Source organism: Streptomyces sp. CB02959, assembly GCF_002803155.1.
Taxonomy (GTDB): Bacteria; Actinomycetota; Actinomycetes; order Streptomycetales; family Streptomycetaceae; genus Streptomyces.
The window spans coordinates 261,446-282,969 of sequence record NZ_NNBP01000003.1 but is presented as its reverse complement, the minus strand read 5'-3'; the positions used below and the strand labels follow the sequence as shown (position 1 = coordinate 282,969).

The window sequence follows — 21,524 nt, the reverse complement described above, 5'->3', positions numbered from 1 at the left end:
CAAGGTAGAACATGTTGCAGGAATTGGGAATGGTGCGGACGTGGACGGCACCGGGTGGCTGTCAGCGGTCGAAGTCCAGCTCGACCTTTTCCGTGGCCGGATGGGACTGGCAGGCCAGCACATATCCGGCGTCGACCTCGTCGGCCTCCAGGGCGAAGTTGCGGTCCATCCGGATGTCGCCGGAGACGAGGAACGCGCGGCAGGTGCCGCAGACGCCGCCCTTGCAGGCGTAGGGCGCGTCCGGGCGGTTGCGGAGTACGGCGTCCAGGAGGGATTCGCCGTCGTGGACCGGCCAGGTGCCGGAGCGGCTGTCGAGGGTGGCGGTCACCGTGCTGTGTGCGGGCGCGGTGGTGGCGGGGACGGGGGCCGCGGCGCCGTTGTCTACGTGGAAGATCTCTTCGTGGATGCGGGTGCGCGGCACGCCCAGGTCGCGCAGTGCCCGTTCGGCGCCTTGGACGAGGCCGAGGGGGCCGCACAGGAACCAGCCGTCGACGGCGTCGGTGCGGAGCAGCGCGGGCAGCAGGGTGTGCAGGCGTTCCTGGTCGAGGCGGCCGGAGGGGAGGCCGGTCTGCCGTTCCTCGCGGGAGAGCACGTGCACCAGTTGGAACCGTTGTGGGTAGCGGTCCTTGAGGTCGGCCACTTCCTCCAGGAACATCGTCGAGGCCGTGGTGCGGTCGCTGCGGATCAGGCAGAAGCGGGCGTCCGGTTCGCGGGCGAGCAGGGTGGTGACGATGGAGAGCACCGGGGTGATGCCGCTGCCGCCGACGATGCCCACGAACTGGCCGGGGCGGGGGGCGAGGGTGAAGCGACCGGCCGGGGCCATGACGTCGACGGTGTCGCCGACGGCGAGTTCTTTGAGGGCGTAGGTGGAGAAGGCGCCGTTGTCGACCAGGCGGATGCCCACCCGTAGGACGGGGTTGTCGGTGGCGGGGGTGCACAGGGAGTAGGTGCGGCGGATCTCCTGGCCGTCGATCGTTCTGCGCAGTGCGATGTGCTGCCCGGGGGTGTGCCGGAAGGTCGTGCGGAGTTCGGGCGGGACCGTGAAGGTGACGGCCACTGCGTCGTCCGTGAGCCGCTCGATCTCCCGCACCTGGAGCGGGTGGAACATCACAACTCCTTGAAGTGGTCGAAGGGTTCGCGGCAGGACTCGCAGCGGCGCAGCGCCTTGCAGGCCGTGGAGGAGAACCGGCTGAGCAGGGTGGTGTCGGTGGATCCGCAGTGCGGGCAGCGGATGGTGAGGTCGACGGTGACCGGTCCGCTGGTCGGCCCGGTGGGGCGGGGTGGGGCGATGCCGAACTCGGCGAGTTTCCGGCGGCCTTCGTCGGTGATCGCGTCGGTCGTCCACGGTGGGCTGAGGACGGTGCGGACCTCGACCTGGGGTATGCCGTGGTCGTGGAGGACGCGTTCTATGTCGGCGGACATCGCTTCGACGGCGGGGCAGCCGGTGTAGGTGGGGGTGAGGGCCACCTCGACGCGGTCGGGGGCGGTGAGCCGTACCTCGCGCAGGACGCCGAGTTCGGCGAGGGTGAGGACGGGCAGCTCGGGGTCGGGAACGGCGCCGGCGAGGGCGCGGAGTTCCGCTTCCAGTGGGGTGGGGGTCACCATGTCGCCCCCGGGTGGCTGCGGTGGAGGTGCTGCATTTCTGCGAGTAGCCGGCCGAAGGGTTCGGTGTGCAGTCCCTGGCGTCCGCCGCCGGCGGTCCAGGCGCCGTGTCGGGGGCCTGCGGGGACGGTGAGGGTGGCGCGCTCCAGGGTGGTGGTGACGCGGGTGGTCCATTCCGCGCCGAGGGCCTGCCAGGGGACGTCTTCCAGTCCGTCGACGGGGTCGAAGAGTTCGCCGGTGAACCGCCAGAGGGTGTCCAGGGCGCGCTGCATCCGGGTGTGGCTCTCGTCGGTGCCGTCGCCGAGGCGCAGGGTCCATTGCTCGGCGTGGTCGCGGTGGTAGGCGGTCTCCTTGACGGCCTTTCCGGTGAGCGGCGCCAGTGCGGTGTCGGTGGTGGCGAGGTGGTCGTAGAGCAGCTCTTGGTAGGTGGAGAAGTAGAGCTGGCGGGCGATGGTGTGGGCGAAGTCGCCGTTGGGCTGCTCGACGAGCTGGAGGTTGCGGAACTGTCGTTCCTCGCGGAGGTAGGCGAGTTCGTCCTCGTCGCCGACGAGGGAGAGCAGGATCCGTGCCTGGCCGAGGAGGTCCAGGGCGATGTTGGCGAGTGCGACTTCCTCTTCCAGGACGGGGGCGTTGCCGGCCCATTCGCCGAGGCGGTGGGAGAGGATCAGCGCGTCGTCCCCGAGGGGGAGGGCGGGGGTGGCGGTGTGCGGCGTCACAGGTGGTGCACCCCCTCCGGGATCTCGTAGAAGGTCGGGTGGCGGTAGGGCTTGTCGCCGGCCGGTTCGAAGAAGGTGTCCTTCTCGTCCGGGGAGGAGGCGGTGATCTGGGCGGAGGGGACCACCCAGAGGGAGACGCCTTCGGAGCGCCGGGTGTAGAGGTCGCGGGCGTTGCGCAGGGCCATCTGGGCGTCGGGGGCGTGCAGGCTGCCGGCGTGGGTGTGGGACAGGCCGCGGCGGCTGCGGACGAAGACCTCCCACAGGGGCCAGTCGGCGGGGCCGGTGGTGGCCGCGCTGCCGGGCTGGGGCGTGCCGGCGGGTGGGGCCGGGACGTGGGTGGGGTGGGGTGTGGTCATCGGGCCGCCTCCTCCTGGTCGGTGCCGGTGTGCGGCGTCGTGCGGGCCGGGTGTTTGGCGGCGTGTGCGGCGGCTGCTTCGCGCACCCAGGTGCCTTCTTCGTGGGCGCGGCGGCGGCGGCCGATGCGTTCGTCGTTGCAGGGGCCGTTGCCCTTGAGGACAGCGCGGAATTCGGTCCAGTCGATGGGGCCGAAGTCCCAGTGGCCCCGTTCCTCGTTCCACCGGAGGTCGGGGTCGGGGAGGGTCAGGCCGAGGGCTTCGGCCTGGGGGACGCAGATGTCCACGAAGCGCTGGCGCAGTTCGTCGTTGGAGTGGCGCTTGATCTTCCAGGCCATGGACTGCGCGGAGTGGGCGGATTCGTCGTCGGGCGGGCCGAACATCATCAGTGAGGGCCACCACCAGCGGTCGACGGCGTCCTGGGCCATGGCGTGCTGGGCCTCGGTGCCGCGGCTGAGGGTGAGCAGGAGCTCGTATCCCTGGCGCTGGTGGAAGGACTCCTCCTTGCAGACGCGGACCATGGCGCGGGCGTAGGGGCCGTAGGAGCAGCGGCACAGGGGGACCTGGTTGGTGATCGCGGCGCCGTCCACGAGCCAGCCGATGGCGCCGACGTCGGCCCAGGTCAGGGTGGGGTAGTTGAAGATCGAGGAGTACTTCTGGCGGCCGGTGTGGAGCTTGTCGAGGAGCTCGTCGCGGCCGGTGCCGAGGGTTTCGGCGGCGCTGTAGAGGTACAGGCCGTGTCCGGCTTCGTCCTGCACTTTGGCCATGAGGATCGCTTTGCGGCGCAGGGAGGGCGCTCTGGTGATCCAGTTGGCTTCCGGCTGCATGCCGATGATCTCGGAGTGGGCGTGCTGGGCGATCTGGCGCACCAGTGAGGCGCGGTAGTCGTCCGGCATCCAGTCGCGTGGTTCGATCCGCTCGTCCGCGGCGATGGTGGCGTCGAACAGGGCTTCGTGGCCCGTGTCCTCCGGCGCGATCGTCGTCATGTGATGCCCCCTCCTCCCGACCGACCGATCGTTCGGTTCAATGGTGAGTGGAGGGCCCGCGGGTGTCAAGCCTGTGGATAACGAGGGGAAGGTGTGCCCGGGGCGGCCGCCTAGGTACCGTTCCGGGGCGGAGACAGCCGTACGAGGACTGGGAACGGGGCGGGAATGCAGTCAAACGGGGACGAATCGCGGTCATTGGCCGCGCTGTCGCTGCCCTCGCGCATCGTCATAGGAACGGCGGCCAGCGTCATCGCGGTCGCCACCCTGATCCATCTCGCGATGATGTTCCTGCACGTCGCGCCGTCGAACACGCTCAGCAAGCAGCAGTCCGGGCTGATCACCGACTACGTCTATCCGGAGTACGAGCAGAACTGGAAGCTGTTCGCCCCCAACCCGCTCCAGCAGAACACCGACGCCGAGGTCCGCGCGCAGCTGCGCTCCCCGGACGGCACGACGCGGAACACCGGCTGGACGGATCTGACCGCCCGCGACGGGCAGGCCATCCTCCACAACCCGCTGCCCAGCCACACCCAGCAGAACCAGCTGCGCCGCGGCTGGGAGCTCCTCTCCAGCACCCTCGACGCGCAGAACCGCCCGACCGGCGACCGCGCCGAGATGTTCGCGCGCTACCTCCGCCGGATCGCGATGCTCCGGATGTCCGGTGAGTGGACCAAGGACGGCGACCGGGTCGAGCAGATCCAGTTCCGCTCGCGGACCACCGCGGTGCTCCCGCCGCCGTGGAGCGCCGAGAAGATCAGCGACAAGCCCTTCTACCGCGTCCTGCCCTGGTGGCGGATCACCGCGAACGACCTGCCCGAGGGGGCGACGAACAAGTGACGTCACCGACGCCGCCGCGCACCGCCCCGCAGGCCGCCGACGCCCCCGCGGAAGCTCCCGCCGCCTATCAGGAGACCCGCGTCGAACGCGCCGTCGGCCGCGGTTTCGCCCGGGTCACCGCCCGCGCGCTGGCCCCGTACCAGACCGCCGTCATCCGGATCGGCTTCGCCGGCACCTGGCTGCTGTTCCTCCTGCGGGAATGGCCGTACCGGCAGCAGCTCTACGGGCCCGCCGGCCCCTTCGACTTCGGCATGGCGCACCAACTGCTCAACGGCAACCACGGCTTCTCCGTCCTGGTGTGGTCCGACGGCCGCGGCTGGTTCGAGTGTGTCTACCTCCTGGCCATCGCGGCCAGCGCGCTGCTGATGCTCGGCTGGCGCACCCGCACCATGTCGGTGCTGTTCATGGTCGGGGTGCTCTCGCTGCAGAACCGCAGCGTCTTCATCGGGGACGGCGGCGACAACGTCATCCACCTGATGGCGATGTACCTCGTGCTGACCCGGTGCGGGCAGGTGTGGTCGCTGGACGCCCGCCGCGCCAGGCGGGCGGCGGCCACCAGCGAGCCGGAAGGCGCCGCGGCCCCGCCCCGTGACGTGACCGGCATCGTCCTGTGGGCGGTGCTCGGCCTCGCCCTCGCGGTGGCCCAGCTGCAGGGCGCCGCCGGGCTCACCTGGTTCGGGCACGGGCCGTTCCCGCACTTCGGCTGGAGCCTGGCCCTGTGGGGACTGTGGGCGGCGCACGGCCTGTGGTGGGCGGTGCAGCGGTACGCCCCCGGGGAGCCCCGGACCGTCCTCGACACCCTCGCCAAACTGGCGCACAACGCCGTCCTGCTGGTGATCATGGTCGAGGTCTGCCTCGTCTACGCCACCGCCGGCTGGTACAAGATCCAGGGCTCCCGCTGGCAGGACGGCACCGCCGTCTTCTACCCGATGCACCTGGACTACTTCTCCCCCTGGCCGGGACTGTCCCAGCTGCTCGGCAGCAACGGCCTGATGGTCATGCTGATCACCTACGGGACCGTGATCGTGCAGGTCGCCTTCCCGTTCACGCTCTTCAACCGGCGCCTGAAGAACGTGCTGCTGGTCGCCATGATCTGCGAGCACCTCTCGATCGCGGTCCTGCTGGGCCTGCCGTTCTTCTCCCTGGCGATGATCACCGCCGACGCCGTCTTCCTGCCGACCAACTTCCTGACCTGGCTCGGTGGCCGGCTCTCCCACCTGCGCCGACGGCTGTTCTCGCGCACCGGCGGCCCCGGCTCGGGGGCGGCACCCGGCGACGGTCCGCCCGAGATCGCCGCCCGCTCCGGCGGCGAGGGCCAGACGCTCGTGGGGTGAGCGGCGGAGCCGGCGCCTCGGCCGCGGTCCTCCCGTAGGGCGATGTGCATAGCGGCGGCGCTGTGGTGGCCGACGGGGCGATGCCGAACCCGCCGTGGACGAGCGCGTCGCGCGACGTACCGGTGGCCGCCGGCCCGCTCACCGCGGTGGTTCCGGCGAAGATCCTGGTCGCGGTGGTGAGCCGTAGTCTGAAGCGGTGAGCGAGGACGAGATCACCAGAGCTGTACGACAGTGGCAGGACGCTGCGCCCGAGATGGTGCTGCTGGACGGGTTCCACGCCTTGAAGCACGCTCTCCGCTTCGAGGCGGACGTTCGTGTGGCGATCTCCAGTGACAAGGGCTCCGTCCTGGCGCTGGCCGGTGAGTTGGCCGACGATCTCACCGACCGGATCGGCGCTCTCGTGAGCGAGGTGCCGGCCGAAACCCTCCAGGATCTTGTGCCCAGGATGCACCCCACACGAGTGGCCGGCCTGGCCATTCGCCCGGACCCCCGACGCAATCTGGAGAACCTGTCGCGAACCCCGCGGCCGGCTCCGGTCGTGGTCCTGGAGAACCCCCGCAACCTGGGGAATGTCGGCGCCGTCGTCCGGCTTGCTGCCGGATTCGGAGCCACGGGCGTGGTCACCACCGGTGATATGGACCCGTGGCACCCCAACGTGGTGCGCGCGGCAGCGGGCCTGCACTACGCGACCGCGGTCGAGAGTCTCCAGCTCGACGACCTGCCGCCGGGGCCGGTGTACGCGCTGGACCCGGAGGGGGACGACATCAGATCCATGGTGCTCCCCGACGACGCGCTGCTGGCGTTCGGTACCGAGCGGCACGGGATCTCGCCGGAACTCCGGAAGCGGGCCACCAAGCTCGTATCCCTGCCGATGAGGCCCCAGGTGTCCAGCTACAACCTGGCGACGAGTGTCGCCATGGCCCTGTTCCACTGGGGAGGCACCCACCCGGCGCCGTGAGCGGCCGATGACGGCAGACTGCCGCTCCACCCCCGTGAGGTGGCCGACCCTCCGACCTCGGCTTCGATCTCGGCTCGGTCGTCCGGACCGCCGACGCCTTCTCACCGGGCGGATCCGCATCGGCCGACGGGGCGCGGGTCCCGGGCGACTTCCCCGGGCCCCGCACCGCGGTCCTCACGCCTCCCGCCGGACCTCCACCGTCCGGAACCGGTTCGCCACGAAGGCGCCGTCACACAGCGCCGCGTTGGCCGCCGGATTGCCCCCCGAGCCGTGGAAGTCGGAGAACGCCGCGGTCTGGTTCACATACACCCCGCCGGTCAGATTCAGCGACAGCTGGGCGCACTCCTCCAGGCACACCTCCTCCACCAGGCGCTCCACCTCGGTCGAGGTGGTGTACGCGCCGACCGTCATGGCGCCCTTCTCGCGGACCGTGCGGCGCAGCAGTGCCACCGCGTCGGCGGCGGAATCGACCGCCACCGCGAAGGACACCGGACCGAAGCACTCCGAGAGGTACGCCGCCTCGGAGTCCGGCTTCGCGCCGTCCAGCTTGACGATCAGCGGCGTACGGACCGTGGCCCCCGGGAACTCCGGATTCGCCACCTCGCGCGAGGCCAGTGCCACCCCGCCGAGCCCGGCCGCTTCCTCGATCCGCTCCTTGACCTGCGGATTGACGATCGCGCCGAGCAGTGCGTTGGCCCGCGCGTCATCGCCCAGCAGGCCGCCGACCGCGCCCGCCAGATCGCTGACGACCTCGTCGTACGACTTCGGGCCCGCGTCCGTGTCGATGCCGTCTCGCGGGATCAGCAGGTTCTGCGGCGTGGTGCACATCTGTCCGCTGTAGAGCGACAGCGAGAAGGCGAGGTTGCTGAGCATGCCCTTGTAGTTGTCCGTGGACTCGATGACCACGGAGTTGACGCCGGCCTTCTCGGTGTAGACCTGCGCCTGGCGGGCGTGCGACTCCAGCCAGTCGCCGAACGCGGTCGAGCCGGTGTAGTCGATGATCCGGACCTCGGGCCGGACCGCCAGCGTCTTGGCCAGCCCCTCGCCGGGCCTGTCCACCGCCAGGCACACCAGATCGGCGGGGAAGCCGGCCTCGGCGAGCACCTCCCGGGCCACCTGGACGGTCAGCGCCAGCGGCAGCACGGCGCGCGGATGCGGCTTGACCAGCACCGGGTTGCCCGTCGCCAGCGAAGCGAACAGACCGGGGTAGCCGTTCCACGTGGGGAAGGTGTTGCAACCGATCACCAGGGCCACGCCGCGTGGCACGGCCCGGAAGGTCTTGGTCAGCTCCAGCGGGTCCCGCTTGCCCTGCGGCTTGCTCCACCCGGCCTTCTGCGGGGTGCGGGTCTGCTCCTCGTAGGCGTACGCGACCGCCTCCAGGCCGCGGTCCTGGGCGTGCGGCCCGCCCGCCTGGAACGCCATCATGAACGCCTGGCCGCTGGTGTGCATCACGGCCTGGGCGAACTCATGGGTGCGCGCGCTGATCCGCGCCAGGATCTCCAGGCACACCGCGGCGCGGGCCTCCGGGCCGGCGTCCCGCCACGCGGGGATCGCGGCCTGCATGGCCGGCAGCAGCACCGAGGCGTCCGGGTGCGGATAGGTGACACCCAACTCCGGCCCGTAGGGCGAGACTTCCTCGCCCGTCCAGTCGTCCGTGCCGGGCTGGTCGAGCGCGAAACGGGTGCCGCGCAGCGCCTCGAAGGCAGCCAGGCCGTCCTGTGCGGCGTTCTCGCCGTAGGCCTTGGGGTGCTCGGGGTGCGGGGACCAGTACGCGCGGGTGCGGATAGTTTCCAGCGCCTTGTCGAGGGTCGGGCGGTGCTTCTCGATCAACTGCGCTGCGGTCATTTCGGCGGCCATCGATGACCAACTCCTCGTCGACTGCGCGGAAAGTGGATGGGGACTGGGAGTGACACAGCAACAGAGTTAGAGTAACCGAACGATCGGTCGGGGCAAGAGGGCCCGGCCAACCTGTGGAAAACTCGGTCGGGAAGGATCAGCTGCCATGACGGCACTCGGCACCGACACCACCGTGGCAGTGGTGGGCACCGGCACCATGGGGCAGGGGATTGCGCAGGTGGCGCTGGTCGCCGGTCACCCCGTGCGGCTCTACGACAGCGCCCCGGGACGTGCCGCGCAGGCATCCGAAGCCATCGTGCGGCGGCTGGACCGGATGGTGGAGAAAGGCCGGATTCCGGCGGCCGAACGGGACGCCGCCCGCGCACGCCTCTCCCCCGCCGAAGCGCTCGCCGAACTCGCCGACGCCGCACTCGTCGTGGAGGCGATCCTGGAGCAACTCCCCGTCAAACAGGAGCTGTTCCGGTCCCTGGAGGACATCGTTCCGGTGGACTGCCTGCTCGCCACCAACACCTCCTCCCTCTCCGTGACCGCCGTCGCGGGCGGGCTCCGGCACCCCGGCCGCTGCGTGGGCATGCACTTCTTCAATCCCGCGCCGCTGCTCCCCCTGGTCGAGATCGTCAGCGGCTTCGCCACCGACGAGACCGCCGCGGCCGCCGCCTACGACACCGCCGCGGCCTGGGGGAAGACCCCCGTGCGCAGTGCCGACGCCCCCGGCTTCATCGTTAACCGCATCGCCCGCCCCTTCTACGCCGAGGCCCTGCGCGTCCATGAGGAGCGGGCCGCCGACCCCGCCACCATCGACGCCGTCCTCCGTGAGGGCAGCGGCTTCCGGATGGGACCGTTCGAACTCACCGACCTCATCGGGCAGGACGTGAACGAGGCGGTCACCCACTCGGTGTGGACCGCGTTCTTCCAGGACCCGAAGTTCACGCCTTCCCTGGCGCAGCGCCGACTGGTGGAGTCCGGTCTGCACGGCCGCAAAACGGGGCGTGGCTGGTTCGACTACGCCGAAGGGGCCCGCCGGCCCGAGCCGCACACCGCCGGTCCCTGCCCGGCGCCCTCCTCGGTCGCCGTGCACGCGGAGCTCCCAGGTCCCGCCGCGGTGTTGTGCGAGCTGATCGAGGAAGCCGGCATCAAGGTCACCCGCGACCGCACGCCGGGGGAGTCCGAGGGCTTCGTCCGCCTGCCCGGAGGGGCCCGGCTGGCCCTGACCGACGGCCGCCCGGCCACGGGCCGGGGCCCCGGCACCACCATCCGCTTCGACCTCTCGCTCGACTACCGGGCCGCGACCCGGGTCGCCCTCGCGCCCTCGGCCACCGCCACCGAGGCGGATCTCGCCGAGGCTGTCGGCCTCTTCCAGGCGCTGGGCAAACAGGTCAGCGTCATCGCCGACCTTCCCGGCATGATCGTCGCCCGGACGGTCGCGATGATCGTCGACTTCGCCGTGGACGCCGCGGCCCGGGACGTCGCCACCCCCGACGACATCGACACGGCGATGCGGCTCGGGGTGAACTACCCCGGCGGCCCCATGGAGTGGGTCGACCGACTCGGTGCCCGCTGGGTCCGGGGCCTGCTGGACTCCCTGCACCACCAGAATGCCGGGGGACGCTACGTACCGTCCTGGGCGCTGCGGCGCCGTGCGGACCTCGAGGAATTGGTGCTCTAATCATGACCATGGCCAAGCGCGACGCCTACACGCCCGATTCGCTGCTCGCGGTCTCCGTCGAGGTGTTCATCGAGCGCGGCTACGACGGCACCTCCATGGAGCACCTCTCCAAAGCGGCCGGCATCTCCAAGTCGTCGATCTACCACCATGTGCGCAGCAAGGAAGAGCTGCTCCGCCGCGCGATAAGCCGCGCCCTGGACGGGCTCTTCGGCGTTCTGGCGGAAACCGGCGCCCAGGAGGGGCGAGCGATCGAGCGGCTCGAATACGTCACCCGGCGTGAGGCCGAGGTGCTGATGGACGAACTTCCCTACGTGACACTGCTGTTGAGGGTCCGCGGGAACACCGACACCGAGCGGTGGGCCATGGAGCGCCGCCGCGAGTTCGACCACCGCGTCGCCGATCTCCTGAAGGAGGCCGCCGCCGACGGCGACCTACGGGACGACGTGGACGTTCGGCTGGCCACCCGCCTGCTGTTTGGCATGATCAACTCGATCGTGGAGTGGTACCGGCCGGGGCGCGGCGGCGCGGCGAGCCGCGAAGAGGTCGCCGAGGCCGTGGTGCGGACGGCGTTCTCGGGACTGCGCAAGGTCTGAGCGGGGCGGTCGGGGCACGGTTCGGGGCGCGGCTGCGGCTCCCCCGACCCCCGAACCCACCCCCGCCTCCTCCCCCCGAAGGGGGAGGAGGGGAGGGGCCGGGGGGGGGAGCCCCGGCCCGGCGAAAGCCAGCCCCTCACCCCCTCACCCCCTCACCCCCTCACCCCCTCACCCCCTCACCCCCGCTCCACCCCTCCTCCAGCCCCAGATCCGTCTCTTCGAACACCAGCAGCGTGCGGGTGCTCAGCACCTCCGGTATCGACTGGATGCGGGTCAGGACAAGTTCGCGCAGCTCGCGGTTGTCCTTGGTGTGCACCAGCAGCAGCACGTCGAAATCACCGCTGACCAGCGCGATGTGGGCGGCTCCGGGCAGCGCGGTGAGCTGCTTGCGCACGGTCCGCCAGGAGTTCTGCACGATCTTCAGTGTGATGTAGGCGGAAGCGCCTTGACCTGCTCTTTCCTGGTCCACGAGAGCGCTGAAGCCGCGGATGACGCCGTCGTCGAGCAGCCGGTTGATCCGCGCGTAGGCATTGGCGCGGGACACGTGCACCTGCTCGGCGACGGAGCGTATCGAGGCCCGGCCGTCGGTCCGCAGCAGGCGCAGGATGGCGCGGTCGATGGTGTCGAGGGGGCGTGCGGCCGGAGGCGGCGGGGCGGGGGCCGTCGAAGCCTGCCCGCCCGGATTGGCCATCTGTTCCTCCGGCATGTGGTCCCGCCTCCCCTTTGTGGACTCCCTGCCTTCATCACAAGCTGTGGAGAACCGTTTGTCCACAGGCTGAACCCGCCTGTAGCCAAAATGCATCAACGACCGAACAATCGGTAGGGAGGGGTCCAGCGGCCCCGACCGTTCGCGTTCCGCCCGACCTCCCCCAGCGACCGCTGGGAGGTATCCACGGCCCGCCCACCCCCCCCCATGAGGCGCATCGCGCCACCCCTTCGATGACGAGGAGGTGCCCGTCATGACGGTCCTTGAGCAGCCCGGCAGCAGCAGGCACACCAGTGGCCTTGCCAGCCCGCCGCCCGCGTGGCGGCCGCGCGTCGATCCCGCGCCCCTCCTGCCCGACGCCGAGCCGTACCGCCTGCTGGGCACGGCCGCCGCCCGTCGGCTCGACCCCGGACTGCTGAAGCGGCTCTACACCGAGCTGGTGCGCGGCCGCCGGTACAACACCCAGGCCACCGCCCTCACCCGGCAGGGCCGGCTGGCGGTCTACCCCTCGTCCACGGGCCAGGAAGCCTGCCAGGTCGCGGCAGCCCTCGCCCTCCAGGAGCAGGACTGGCTCTTCCCCAGCTACCGCGACACCCTCGCCGCCGTCGCCCGCGGCCTCGATCCCGTACAGGCCCTGACCCTCCTGCGGGGCGACTGGCACACCGGTTACGACCCGTACGAGCACCGCATCGCCCCCCTGTGCACCCCGCTCGCCACCCAGCTCCCGCACGCCGTGGGCCTGGCGCACGCCGCCCGCCTCAAGGGCGACGAGGTGGTCGCGCTGGCGATGGTCGGCGACGGCGGCACGAGCGAGGGCGACTTCCACGAGGCGCTCAATTTCGCCGCCGTCTGGCAGGCACCCGTCGTCTTCCTCGTGCAGAACAACGGCTTCGCGATCTCCGTGCCGCTCGCCAAGCAGACCGCCGCGCCGACCCTCGCCCACAAGGCGGTCGGCTACGGCATGCCCGGCCGCCTGGTGGACGGCAACGACGCCCCCGCGATGCACGAGGTGCTCACCGAAGCGGTGCGCCGGGCCCGTGAAGGCGGCGGCCCCACCCTCGTCGAGGCCATCACCTACCGCGTCGACGCGCACACCAACGCCGACGACGCCACCCGCTACCGCAGCGAGGCCGAGGTCGAGACCTGGCGGGCCCACGACCCGATAGCCCTGCTGGAGCGCGAGCTGACCGACCGCGACCTGCTCGGCGACGAGTTCGCCGCCGCCACCCGGGACGGCGCCGAACGACTCGCCGCCGACCTCCGGGAGCGAATGCACACCGACCCGCAGCTGGACCCGATGGACCTCTTCGACCACGTCTTCACCCGGCAGACCGGCCAACTGCGCTCCCAGGCCGCCCAGTTGCGCGCCGAGCTGGACGCCGAGGCCGAAGGCCACCCCGAGACCGCCACGGGCACCGCCGCGCCCGCCCAGGAGGCCAGGCCATGACGACCACCGCCGCGCCGACCGCGCGCAAACCGGCCACCATGGCGCAGGCGCTCAGCCGCGCGCTGCGCGACGCCATGGCCGACGACCCCACCGTCCACGTGATGGGCGAGGACGTCGGCGCGCTGGGCGGCGTCTTCCGGGTCACCGACGGCCTGGTCAAGGAGTTCGGCGAGGACCGCTGCAGCGACACCCCGCTCGCCGAGGCCGGCATCCTGGGCACCGCCGTCGGCATGGCCATGTACGGGCTGCGGCCGGTCGTGGAGATGCAGTTCGACGCGTTCGCCTACCCGGCGTTCGAGCAGCTGGTCAGCCACGTCGCCCGGATGCGCAACCGCACCCGCGGCGCCGTCGCCATGCCGCTGACCATCCGCATCCCCTACGGCGGTGGAATCGGCGGCGTCGAGCACCACAGCGACTCCTCCGAGGCGTACTACCTCGCCACCCCCGGTCTCCAGGTCGTCACCCCCGCGACCGTCGAGGACGCCTACGGACTGCTGCGCGCCGCCATCGCCTCTGACGACCCGGTCGTCTTCCTCGAACCCAAGCGGCTCTACTGGAGCAAGGCCGACTGGTCGGCGGAGGCGCCCACCCCGGTCGCCCCCATAGGCCGGGCCGAGGTCCGCCGCCGCGGCAGCAGCGCCACGCTCCTCACCTACGGCCCGTCCCTGCCCGTCTGCCTGGAGGCCGCCGAGGCCGCCCGCGCCGAGGGCTGGGACCTGGAAGTCGTCGATCTGCGCAGCCTGGTGCCCTTCGACGACGACACGGTCTGCGCGTCGGTACGGCGCACCGGCCGAGCCGTGGTCGTCCACGAGTCGGGTGGGTTCGGCGGGCCCGGCGGCGAGATCGCCGCGCGGATCACCGAGCGCTGCTTCCACCACCTGGAGGCGCCGGTGCTGCGCGTCGCCGGTTTCGACATCCCCTACCCGCCGCCCATGCTGGAGCGCCATCACCTCCCCGGCGTGGACCGGATCCTGGACACCGTCGCCCGCCTCCAGTGGGAGTCGCGCTGGACCGAAGGACGTGGTGAGTGATGGCCGTGGTGCGCGAGTTCACCCTGCCCGACCTGGGGGAGGGCCTCACCGAGGCGGTGATCGTGCAGTGGCTGGTCGAGGTCGGCGAGGTGGTGGCCGTCGACCAGCCGGTGGTGGAGGTCGAGACCGCCAAGGCGATGGTCGAGGTGCCCTGTCCGTACGGCGGGGTGGTCACCGCCCGTTTCGGCGCGGAGGGCGCCGAAGTCCCGGTCGGGGCAGCCCTGGTGACGGTCGCGGTCGGCGCGGTGCCGGACGACCTCGCCGGCGGTGGGTCGGGCCCCGGCGCACCTGACCCGATCCCCGTGCCGGCGTCCCCGGCACCCGAGGCCGAGGGGGCGGAGGCGGCCGACTCCGGTTCGGGAAACGTCCTGGTCGGCTACGGGACGAGTGGCGCCGCGGCCCGCCGGCGCCGGATCCTGCCGGGCGCACCGGAGCACTCCGCGCGCCGGCCCACCGAGCCCGGCCCCGCCGTCGCCGCGGCCGCCCCCGCGGAGGCCGACGGCACCCGTACGGTGGCCGTCATCTCGCCGCTGGTGCGCCGCATCGCCCGGGAGCACGGCCTGGACCTGCGGGACGTACGGGGCACCGGGCGCGACGGCCTGATCCTCCGCACGGACGTCGAGTCCGCGATCCGGGCCCTGAGCGAGGGCCGGCCCGCCGCGGTCGGCGCACCGGTCCGCCCCGGCGCCGCTGCGGCCGGGCCCGTCCCGGGGGAGGAGCGGATCCCGCTCAAGGGCCTGCGTGGGGCCGCGGCCGCGAAGTTCAGCCGCAGCCGCCGCGAGATCCCGGACGCGACGTGCTGGGTGGACGCCGACGCCACCGAACTCCTCGCCGCCCGCCGGGCGATGAACGCCCCCGGCGTCCCCAAGGTGTCGCTGCTGGCCCTCCTGGCCCGCATCTGCACGGCGGCGCTCGCCCGCTACCCCGAGCTCAACGCCACCGTGGACACCGCGGCCCAGGAGATCGTCCGGCTGCCCGGCGTCCATCTGGGCTTCGCGGCGCAGACCGACCGCGGCCTGGTGGTGCCGGTCGTACGGGACGCCCAGGACCGCACGGCCGAGCAGCTGTCCGCCGAGATCGCCCGGCTCACCGACGCCGCGCGGGCCGGGAAGCTGTCCCCCGCCGAGCTGTCCCACGGCACGTTCACGCTCAACAACTACGGCGTCTTCGGTGTCGACGGCTCCACCCCGATCCTCAACCACCCCGAGGCGGCGATGCTCGGTGTCGGCCGGATAGCCGCCAAACCCTGGGTGCACGAGGGCGAGTTGGCGGTGCGGCAGGTGGTCCAGCTCTCCTTCACCTTCGACCACCGGGTGTGCGACGGCGGCACCGCGGGCGGTTTCCTGCGGTATGTGGCCGACTGCGTGGAGCAGCCCGCGCTGCTGCTGCGCGCACTGTGACGGTCGGGCGGCGGCCGGCGGTGTGAGCGCGCCGCCCCCGGCGATACTCAAGGGGTGAGCGACCACACCGACTACGACGCGATCGTGCTGGCCGGAGGGTCGGCCCGACGGCTCGGTGGGGCGGACAAACCCGCCCTGCCGGTCGGCGGCCGCGCCCTCCTGGACCGGGTCCTGGCCGCCTGCCCCGACGCCGCGGTCACCGTCGTCGTCGGCCCCGCGCGCCCGACCGCCCGCCCCGTGCTCCAGGCGCTCGAAGACCCGCCCGGCGGCGGCCCGCTCGCCGCGCTCGACGCCGGACTGCGCCGCACCACCGCCGCCACGGTGCTGGTCCTCTCCGCCGACCTGCCGTTCATGACGGCCGCGACCGTACGCGCCCTCCTCACGGCGGCGACCGCCGGTGGCGCTTCCCCCCGGGACGGGGCGCTGCTGCGCGATGCGGAAGGGCGGGACCAGCCGTTGGTGGCGGCCTACCGCTCGGCTCCGCTCCGCCGCGAACTGCACCGACTGCGGACCGAACACGGCACCCTGACCGGTCTGCCGCTGCGCCCCCTGCTGTCCGCGCTGGCGCTCGCCCGCGTCCCGGACACCGCGTCCACGGCGTCCTTCGACTGCGACACCTGGGAGGACCTCGGCACGGCACGTGCCCGGATCAGGGAGCATGGACACGTGTTGGACGAATGGATCACCGCAGTCAAGGCCGAACTGGGCATCGACCTCGATGTCGACACGGCGGCACTCCTCGACCTCGCGCGGGACGCGGCACACGGTGTGGCCCGCCCGGCCGCGCCGCTGACCACGTTCCTGGTCGGCTACGCGGCGGGCCGGCAGGGCCGGGACGTTACGGAGCTGACGCGGCGGGCCGCCGCACTGGCCGACCGCTGGGCAGCGGAATCCGCGGCCGAGGAGACCACGGTGGCGCGGGCGACCGACGCCGGCGCCCCGGCCGACGAAGCGAAGCCCGCGGAATGACCGACGGGGAGCGCGGCGACCCGTTCGCCGACGAGTTCGCCGACGCCCTCGCACTGGCCAACGACAGCGCGTCGGCCCGGCGGTGGTCCGGGACGGCCGGCCGACCAGGCGCGCCCATGGGCGCCGCGACCGGTACGTACGCCGCCGGCTGCGCGGGGCCGCCCCCGACCGGCGGTGCCCCCGGGCCCGGCCACGCCGACCCGGACCGCCCCGCCGCCCCCGGCACCGCGTCCGCCCGCCCCGGCAAGCGGTCCTCCGGCCACCCCGCCACGCCCTGGCGCACGGCCCGCGGCATCGCCGAGCACGCGGTGCACGAGCCCCCCGGTCCCGGGACGGCCGGACTCGACGACGCGCTCGGCCGCACGCTCGCCGCTCCCCTGACGGCCCTCACCGACCTGCCGTCGTTCGACACGTCGGCGATGGACGGCTGGGCGGTGGCGGGGCCCGGCCCCTGGCGTGTCGACCGTGCCGCGGACGATGCCGGGACCGGCCCGGACACCGGCATCCTCGCCGGCCACGCCACCACCGCGGCGCTCCCCGACGGCCATGCGCTGCCCATCGCCACCGGCGGCCGCATCCCGGCCGGTGCCACCGCGGTGCTGCGCAGCGAGCACGGCGAGGTCCTCGAACTCCCCGACGGCCGGGCCCGGCTGTACGCGCCGCGACCGGTGCCGCCGGGCCAGGACATCCGCCCGCGCGGCCAGGAGTGCCGGTGCGGTGACCAACTCCTGCCCGCCGGCGCGGTGGTGACCCCCGCGGTCCTCGGCCTGGCCGCGGCGGCCGGCTACGACGAGCTGTCCGTCCACCCCCGGCCCCGTGTCGACGTGCTCGTCCTCGGCGACGAGCTGCTGCGCGGCGGACTGCCCGAGGGCGGTCGGATCCGTGACGCGCTCGGCCCGATGCTGGCGCCGTGGCTGCGCGCCCTGGGTGCCGAGGCGGCGCCCCCGCGGCACCTCGGCGACGACGCCGACGCGCTGCACGACGCCCTCGCCGGGTCCACCGCCGACCTGGTCATCACCACCGGCGGCACCGCGTCGGGCCCCGTCGACCACGTGCACCCCACCCTCCGACGGCTCGGCGCGGAGCTCCTGGTGGACGGCGTCGCGGTGCGCCCCGGCCACCCCATGCTGCTGGCCCGCCTCGCACCGCGCCGGCACCTCGTCGGCCTACCGGGCAATCCGCTGGCCGCGGTGTCCGGCCTGCTCACCCTCGCCGAACCGCTGCTGCGCACCCTCGCCGCCCGCCGCCCCGCCGCGCCGTACCGGGTGCCGCTGGCCGCCGCCGTCCACGGCCATCCGGCCGACACCCGGCTCGTCCCGGTGGCCTACCGCGACGACGACCGGCACGGGCTGGTGGCCACGCCGCTGCACTTCCACGGGCCCGCCATGCTGCGCGGGATCGCCGCCGCCGACGCGATGGCCGTCGTCCCGCCGGGCGGCGCCCAGCGCGGCACCGAGGTCGAGCTCCTCGAACTGCCCTGGCCGGCCGGCTGGTCGGTGGGTTGGCCGGCCCCCGACACCTCCTACGACCCGACAGCCCCCGCCGGAGGCGCCGAGTGAAGCTCCCGTCCCATGACGCCGCGGCACGCGAGGTACCCGAGGACCGTTCCCACCGGGTGATACTGCCCCGGCGCACCCCGAAGGCACCGATACGGCAGGTCGCCCGACGGCTGCTGATGGCCCTGCTGGTGCTCGTCGCGACGGCCTTCATCGTCTGGATCGACCGCGACGGGTACCACGACAACGCCGGGGGCCCGCTCGACCTGCTCGACTGCTTCTACTACGCCACCGTCACGCTCTCGACCACGGGATACGGCGACATCGTCCCCTACAGCGGGAGCGCGCGGCTGTTGAACATCCTGCTGGTCACACCGCTGCGCGTGCTGTTCCTGATCATCCTGGTCGGCACCACGCTGGAGGTGCTGACCGAGCGCACCCGCGAGCAGTGGCAACTGAAACGCTGGAGAAACGCCTTGCGCGATCACACCGTCATCGTCGGCTTCGGAACGAAGGGCCGGTCCGCCGTGCAGACCCTGCGCGCCACGGGCCTGTCCCGGGACCGGATCGTCATCGTCGACCCCAGTACCAAGGTCATCGAATCGGCGGTGGCCGAAGGGCTCGCGGGCGTGGTCGGCGATGCGACGCGCAGCGATGTCCTGCTGCGGGCCGAGATCCAGCGAGCGCGCCAGATCGTCATCGCCACCCAGCGCGATGACACCGCCGTCCTGGTCTCGTTGACCGCCCGTCAGCTCAACAAGCGCGCCAACATCGTCGCCGCGGTGCGCGAGGAGGAGAACGCGCCGCTGCTGCGGCAGTCCGGTGCCGACGCGGTGATCACCTCGGCCAGTGCGGCCGGCCGGCTGCTGGGCCTCTCGGTGCACAGCCCCAGCGCGGGTGCCGTCATGGAGGACCTGATCCAGCAGGGCAGCGGCCTGGACCTGGTGGAGCGGCCGGTGGTCAAGGCCGAGGTCGGCAAGTCCGTGCGGGAGACCGACGACCTGGTGGTCTCGGTGCTGCGCGGGCACCGGCTCCTGGGGTACGACGCCCCGGAGGCGAGCCCGCTGCAGACCGCGGACCGTCTGATCACCATCGTTCGTGCCGCCCCTGCGGAGGAGCCCACCGCCCCCGGGAAGCCGTCCGCCAAGCCGACGTTGCCGGGCACCGCAGTCTCCCCCATGCGTCCGGCGGACGACTGACGGACCGTGGGACGAGATGCCGGGGACCGGAGTCGGGGCCGTGACCTGTAGCGAGGCCGGGCCCCGCCCTTTCGCCCCATGGCCGGTCGGCGAGTAGCCTCGCGCCCATGCGAGCGATCACCATCCCCGAGCCCGGTGGCCCCGAAGCCCTCGTCTGGGCCGAAGTGCCCGATCCGCAGCCCGCCGAGGGCGAGGTCCTGATCGAGGTCGCGGCCAGCGCCGTGAACCGCGCCGACCTGCTCCAGCGCCAGGGCTTCTACGACCCGCCGCCCGGCGCCTCCCCGTACCCCGGTCTGGAGTGCTCGGGACGGATCGCGGCGATCGGCCCCGGCGTGCACGGCTGGGCGGTCGGCGACGAGGTGTGCGCGCTGCTGTCGGGCGGCGGGTACGCCGAGAAGGTCGCCGTCCCGGCCGGTCAGGTGCTGCCGCTGCCGCCCGGCGTCGACCTCGTCACGGCCGCCGCGCTCCCCGAAGTCGCCTGCACCGTCTGGTCGAACGTCTTCATGATCGCGCACCTGCGGCCCGGCGAGACCCTGCTGGTCCACGGCGGCGCCAGCGGCATCGGCACCATGGCGATCCAGCTCGCCAAGGCGGTCGGGGCGCGGGTGGCGGTCACCGCGGGCGGTCCCGAAAAGCTGGCCCGCTGCGCCGAGTTGGGCGCCGACATCCTCATCGACTACCGCGAGCAGGACTTCGTCCAGGAGATCCGCAAGGCCACCGACGGCAAGGGCGCGGACGTCATCCTCGACATCATCGGCGCCAAGTACCTCCAGCGGAACGTCAAGGCGCTGGCGATCGCCGGCCGGCTGGCGATCATCGGGCTGCAGGGCGGGGTGAAGGCCGAGCTCAACCTCGCCGCGCTGATCTCCAAGCGCGCCGCGATCACCGGGACGGGTCTGCGGGCCCGTCCGGTCAGTGAGAAGTCGGCTATCGTCGCGGCCGTCCGGGAACACGTCTGGCCGCTGATCGGCAACGGCCAGGTCCGCCCGATCATCGACCGGGCCCTGCCGATGGCGGAGGCCGCCGAGGCGCACCGCATCCTGGACTCCGGCAGCCATGTCGGCAAGGTCGTCCTGACGGTCTGAGTCCGGCGGCCCGACGTCGGCCGCCCGTGGCCGCCGGGGCGCCGAGCGCCCCTCGCCCCTCCCCGTGCCGGCAGGTCACCCGGCCGATCTGCCCGAGATGCCGCGGTCTACCCGCTGTGTGACGCTGAGCACGTCACTCGACGGCTCGGCACGGGAGGGGCACCGTGGTCGCTGCAGCATTCCGTACGCGCATTGCCTCAAGCCTTTTGGTGGTCGCCGCCGCCCTGCCCGTCTCCATGACAGCCGGCCCCGCGCTGGCCGCGGACCAGCAGGCCACCCCGGCCGCGCGTCCCGATGAGCCGCTGGACGACTTCGCGGCGGATCCCCTGCTGACCGAAGAACGTCTGGGGGAGCTGTACCCCGGCCGTCCCGGTACGCCGGACCTGCCGGACTTTCCCGGCGCCGACGACTTCCGGGACTTCCCGGAAGCCTTCCTGGGCCTCTCCGGCACCCTGCCGGGCTTCCCGCACCACCTCGGCGGGCCGTTCCTCCACGGGGCGCGGCCACACCACCGGCATCACCCGTTCGGCCTCGGCTTCCCCTGGAGCCCGGACCCCGCGCCGGACCTCGGTGACGGTGCCCTGGACGACTCCGCGGACGCGGACGTGGACATCCCCGAGCCGCCCGAGCCGCCCGAGCCGCCGAAGGCCCCTGCCCCCGATCCCGTGCAGCGGCCGCCCAGCCGGCCCGCGCCGACGCCGCACCACCACCGGGCTCCCCCGGCTCCCCCGGCTCCCCCGGCTTCGTCGGCCCCCGGCCCCGCCGCGACCGATGAGCCACAGCCGGCCCCTTCGCGCCCACGTGACCTGGCCGGCGCGCCCGCCCCGGCTCCCGCCCCGCCGGCGCCCTCGCCCGCCCCGAAGCAGGACCCGGACAACACCGTGGCCGGTCCGGAACCGGCCGCAAGCCCCTACGCCCTCGATGCCCCGGGAACCCGGGTCGAACGGGTCCTGCCGCTGGGCGCCGGGATGGCGCTCACGGGCCTGGGGCTCGCCTTCCTCGGACTCCGGCTGCGGCGCCGCTGAGGCCCTGTTTCACGTGAAACAACGGAGCGTGTTTCACGTGAAACGGTCCGCACTCCGCGGTTTCACGCTCCGTGGTTTCACGTGAAACACCACCGGGCCGCAATGCTTCCCGTGAAACGCCAAGGCCGTGAAACGCAATGAGGGCACCGTTTCACGTGAAACAGCCGGGATTCCGTGGTCTCACGTGAAACGTACGGCGAAGGGACGGGCGAAAGCCGGTGCCCAGCCGACGGCCATCTGCCCTGGCAGGAAGGGTGGATCACC

20 protein-coding genes are annotated in these 21,524 nt (G+C 72.7%); 13 read left to right on the top strand and 7 right to left on the bottom strand.

The features are described from left to right. Positions 1-61: 61 nt before the first annotated feature. The 5 genes from paaE to paaA are packed head-to-tail and all read right to left on the bottom strand — an operon-like array spanning position 62 to position 3,657. Complete coding sequence (paaE, locus tag CG747_RS06990) at positions 62-1,108, bottom strand: 1,2-phenylacetyl-CoA epoxidase subunit PaaE (RefSeq protein ID WP_100600743.1); 1,047 nt, start codon at positions 1,106-1,108, stop codon at positions 62-64. Continuing rightward, a complete protein-coding gene (gene paaD / locus CG747_RS06985) occupies positions 1,108-1,605 on the bottom strand; it encodes a 1,2-phenylacetyl-CoA epoxidase subunit PaaD (RefSeq protein ID WP_100600742.1) in 498 nt (165 codons plus the stop codon). The genes paaE and paaD overlap by 1 nt, the downstream gene beginning before the upstream one ends. Continuing rightward, a complete protein-coding gene (gene paaC, locus CG747_RS06980; RefSeq protein ID WP_100600741.1) occupies positions 1,599-2,318 on the bottom strand; it encodes a 1,2-phenylacetyl-CoA epoxidase subunit PaaC in 720 nt (239 codons plus the stop codon). The genes paaD and paaC overlap by 7 nt, the downstream gene beginning before the upstream one ends. Then, positions 2,315-2,674, bottom strand: coding sequence for a 1,2-phenylacetyl-CoA epoxidase subunit PaaB (gene paaB / locus CG747_RS06975; protein WP_257980262.1), 360 nt, complete (start codon positions 2,672-2,674; stop codon positions 2,315-2,317). Before paaB ends, paaC begins: the two co-directional genes overlap by 4 nt. Next, entirely contained in the window at positions 2,671-3,657 is a 987-nt protein-coding gene (gene paaA, locus CG747_RS06970) for a 1,2-phenylacetyl-CoA epoxidase subunit PaaA (RefSeq protein ID WP_100600740.1), read from the bottom strand. Before paaA ends, paaB begins: the two co-directional genes overlap by 4 nt. Positions 3,658-3,822: 165 nt before the next feature. Between paaA and CG747_RS06965 the strand changes: the two genes are divergently transcribed. From CG747_RS06965 to CG747_RS06955, 3 genes are all read left to right on the top strand, one after another. Then, positions 3,823-4,494: a DUF5819 family protein gene (locus CG747_RS06965; RefSeq protein WP_100600739.1), complete on the top strand. Its 672-nt coding sequence runs from the start codon at positions 3,823-3,825 to the stop codon at positions 4,492-4,494. Next, positions 4,491-5,828 carry an HTTM domain-containing protein gene (locus CG747_RS06960; protein ID WP_100600738.1) on the top strand — a complete coding sequence of 446 codons (1,338 nt, stop codon included), beginning with the start codon at positions 4,491-4,493 and terminating at the stop codon, positions 5,826-5,828. The genes CG747_RS06965 and CG747_RS06960 overlap by 4 nt, the downstream gene beginning before the upstream one ends. 253 nt (positions 5,829-6,081) lie before the next feature. Further along, positions 6,082-6,786: an RNA methyltransferase gene (locus CG747_RS06955; protein ID WP_100600737.1), complete on the top strand. Its 705-nt coding sequence runs from the start codon at positions 6,082-6,084 to the stop codon at positions 6,784-6,786. Between the two features lie 174 nt (positions 6,787-6,960). Here CG747_RS06955 and paaN read toward each other — a convergent pair whose 3' ends face one another. After that, on the bottom strand, positions 6,961-8,643 hold the full coding sequence (paaN, locus tag CG747_RS06950) for a phenylacetic acid degradation protein PaaN (RefSeq protein ID WP_100600736.1): 1,683 nt from the start codon (positions 8,641-8,643) through the stop codon (positions 6,961-6,963). Positions 8,644-8,788: 145 nt separating this feature from the next. Between paaN and CG747_RS06945 the strand changes: the two genes are divergently transcribed. Further along, positions 8,789-10,309, top strand: coding sequence for a 3-hydroxyacyl-CoA dehydrogenase (locus tag CG747_RS06945; RefSeq protein ID WP_100600735.1), 1,521 nt, complete (start codon positions 8,789-8,791; stop codon positions 10,307-10,309). Positions 10,310-10,311: 2 nt separating this feature from the next. After that, entirely contained in the window at positions 10,312-10,902 is a 591-nt protein-coding gene (locus tag CG747_RS06940) for a TetR/AcrR family transcriptional regulator (protein WP_100600734.1), read from the top strand. Positions 10,903-11,062: 160 nt separating this feature from the next. Here CG747_RS06940 and CG747_RS06935 read toward each other — a convergent pair whose 3' ends face one another. Further along, entirely contained in the window at positions 11,063-11,608 is a 546-nt protein-coding gene (locus CG747_RS06935) for an Lrp/AsnC family transcriptional regulator (RefSeq protein ID WP_100600733.1), read from the bottom strand. Between the two features lie 253 nt (positions 11,609-11,861). Here CG747_RS06935 and pdhA point away from each other — a divergent pair, with 253 nt between their 5' ends. The 8 genes from pdhA (at position 11,862) to CG747_RS50670 (ending at position 21,260) form a co-directional block, all read left to right on the top strand. After that, a complete protein-coding gene (gene pdhA, locus CG747_RS06930) occupies positions 11,862-13,055 on the top strand; it encodes a pyruvate dehydrogenase (acetyl-transferring) E1 component subunit alpha (RefSeq protein WP_100600732.1) in 1,194 nt (397 codons plus the stop codon). Beyond that, positions 13,052-14,086, top strand: a complete 1,035-nt coding sequence (locus CG747_RS06925; protein WP_100600731.1) for an alpha-ketoacid dehydrogenase subunit beta — start codon at positions 13,052-13,054, stop codon at positions 14,084-14,086. Before pdhA ends, CG747_RS06925 begins: the two co-directional genes overlap by 4 nt. Further along, positions 14,086-15,486 (top strand): dihydrolipoamide acetyltransferase family protein, encoded by a 1,401-nt coding sequence (locus tag CG747_RS06920; RefSeq protein WP_100600730.1) that lies wholly within the window; start codon positions 14,086-14,088, stop codon positions 15,484-15,486. Before CG747_RS06925 ends, CG747_RS06920 begins: the two co-directional genes overlap by 1 nt. Before the next feature lie 54 nt (positions 15,487-15,540). Further along, the gene (locus CG747_RS06915) at positions 15,541-16,455 is read left to right on the top strand and encodes an NTP transferase domain-containing protein (RefSeq protein ID WP_100600729.1); all 915 of its coding nucleotides are present in this window, start codon (positions 15,541-15,543) and stop codon (positions 16,453-16,455) included. Then, the gene (locus CG747_RS06910) at positions 16,452-18,014 is read left to right on the top strand and encodes a molybdopterin molybdotransferase MoeA (RefSeq protein ID WP_100600728.1); all 1,563 of its coding nucleotides are present in this window, start codon (positions 16,452-16,454) and stop codon (positions 18,012-18,014) included. The genes CG747_RS06915 and CG747_RS06910 overlap by 4 nt, the downstream gene beginning before the upstream one ends. After that, positions 18,011-19,150, top strand: a complete 1,140-nt coding sequence (locus CG747_RS06905; RefSeq protein WP_100600727.1) for a TrkA family potassium uptake protein — start codon at positions 18,011-18,013, stop codon at positions 19,148-19,150. Before CG747_RS06910 ends, CG747_RS06905 begins: the two co-directional genes overlap by 4 nt. Before the next feature lie 107 nt (positions 19,151-19,257). Next, positions 19,258-20,235: an NAD(P)H-quinone oxidoreductase gene (locus CG747_RS06900; protein WP_100600726.1), complete on the top strand. Its 978-nt coding sequence runs from the start codon at positions 19,258-19,260 to the stop codon at positions 20,233-20,235. 164 nt (positions 20,236-20,399) lie between these two features. Further along, positions 20,400-21,260, top strand: coding sequence for a hypothetical protein (locus CG747_RS50670; protein WP_146022045.1), 861 nt, complete (start codon positions 20,400-20,402; stop codon positions 21,258-21,260). Positions 21,261-21,524: the final 264 nt, after the last annotated feature.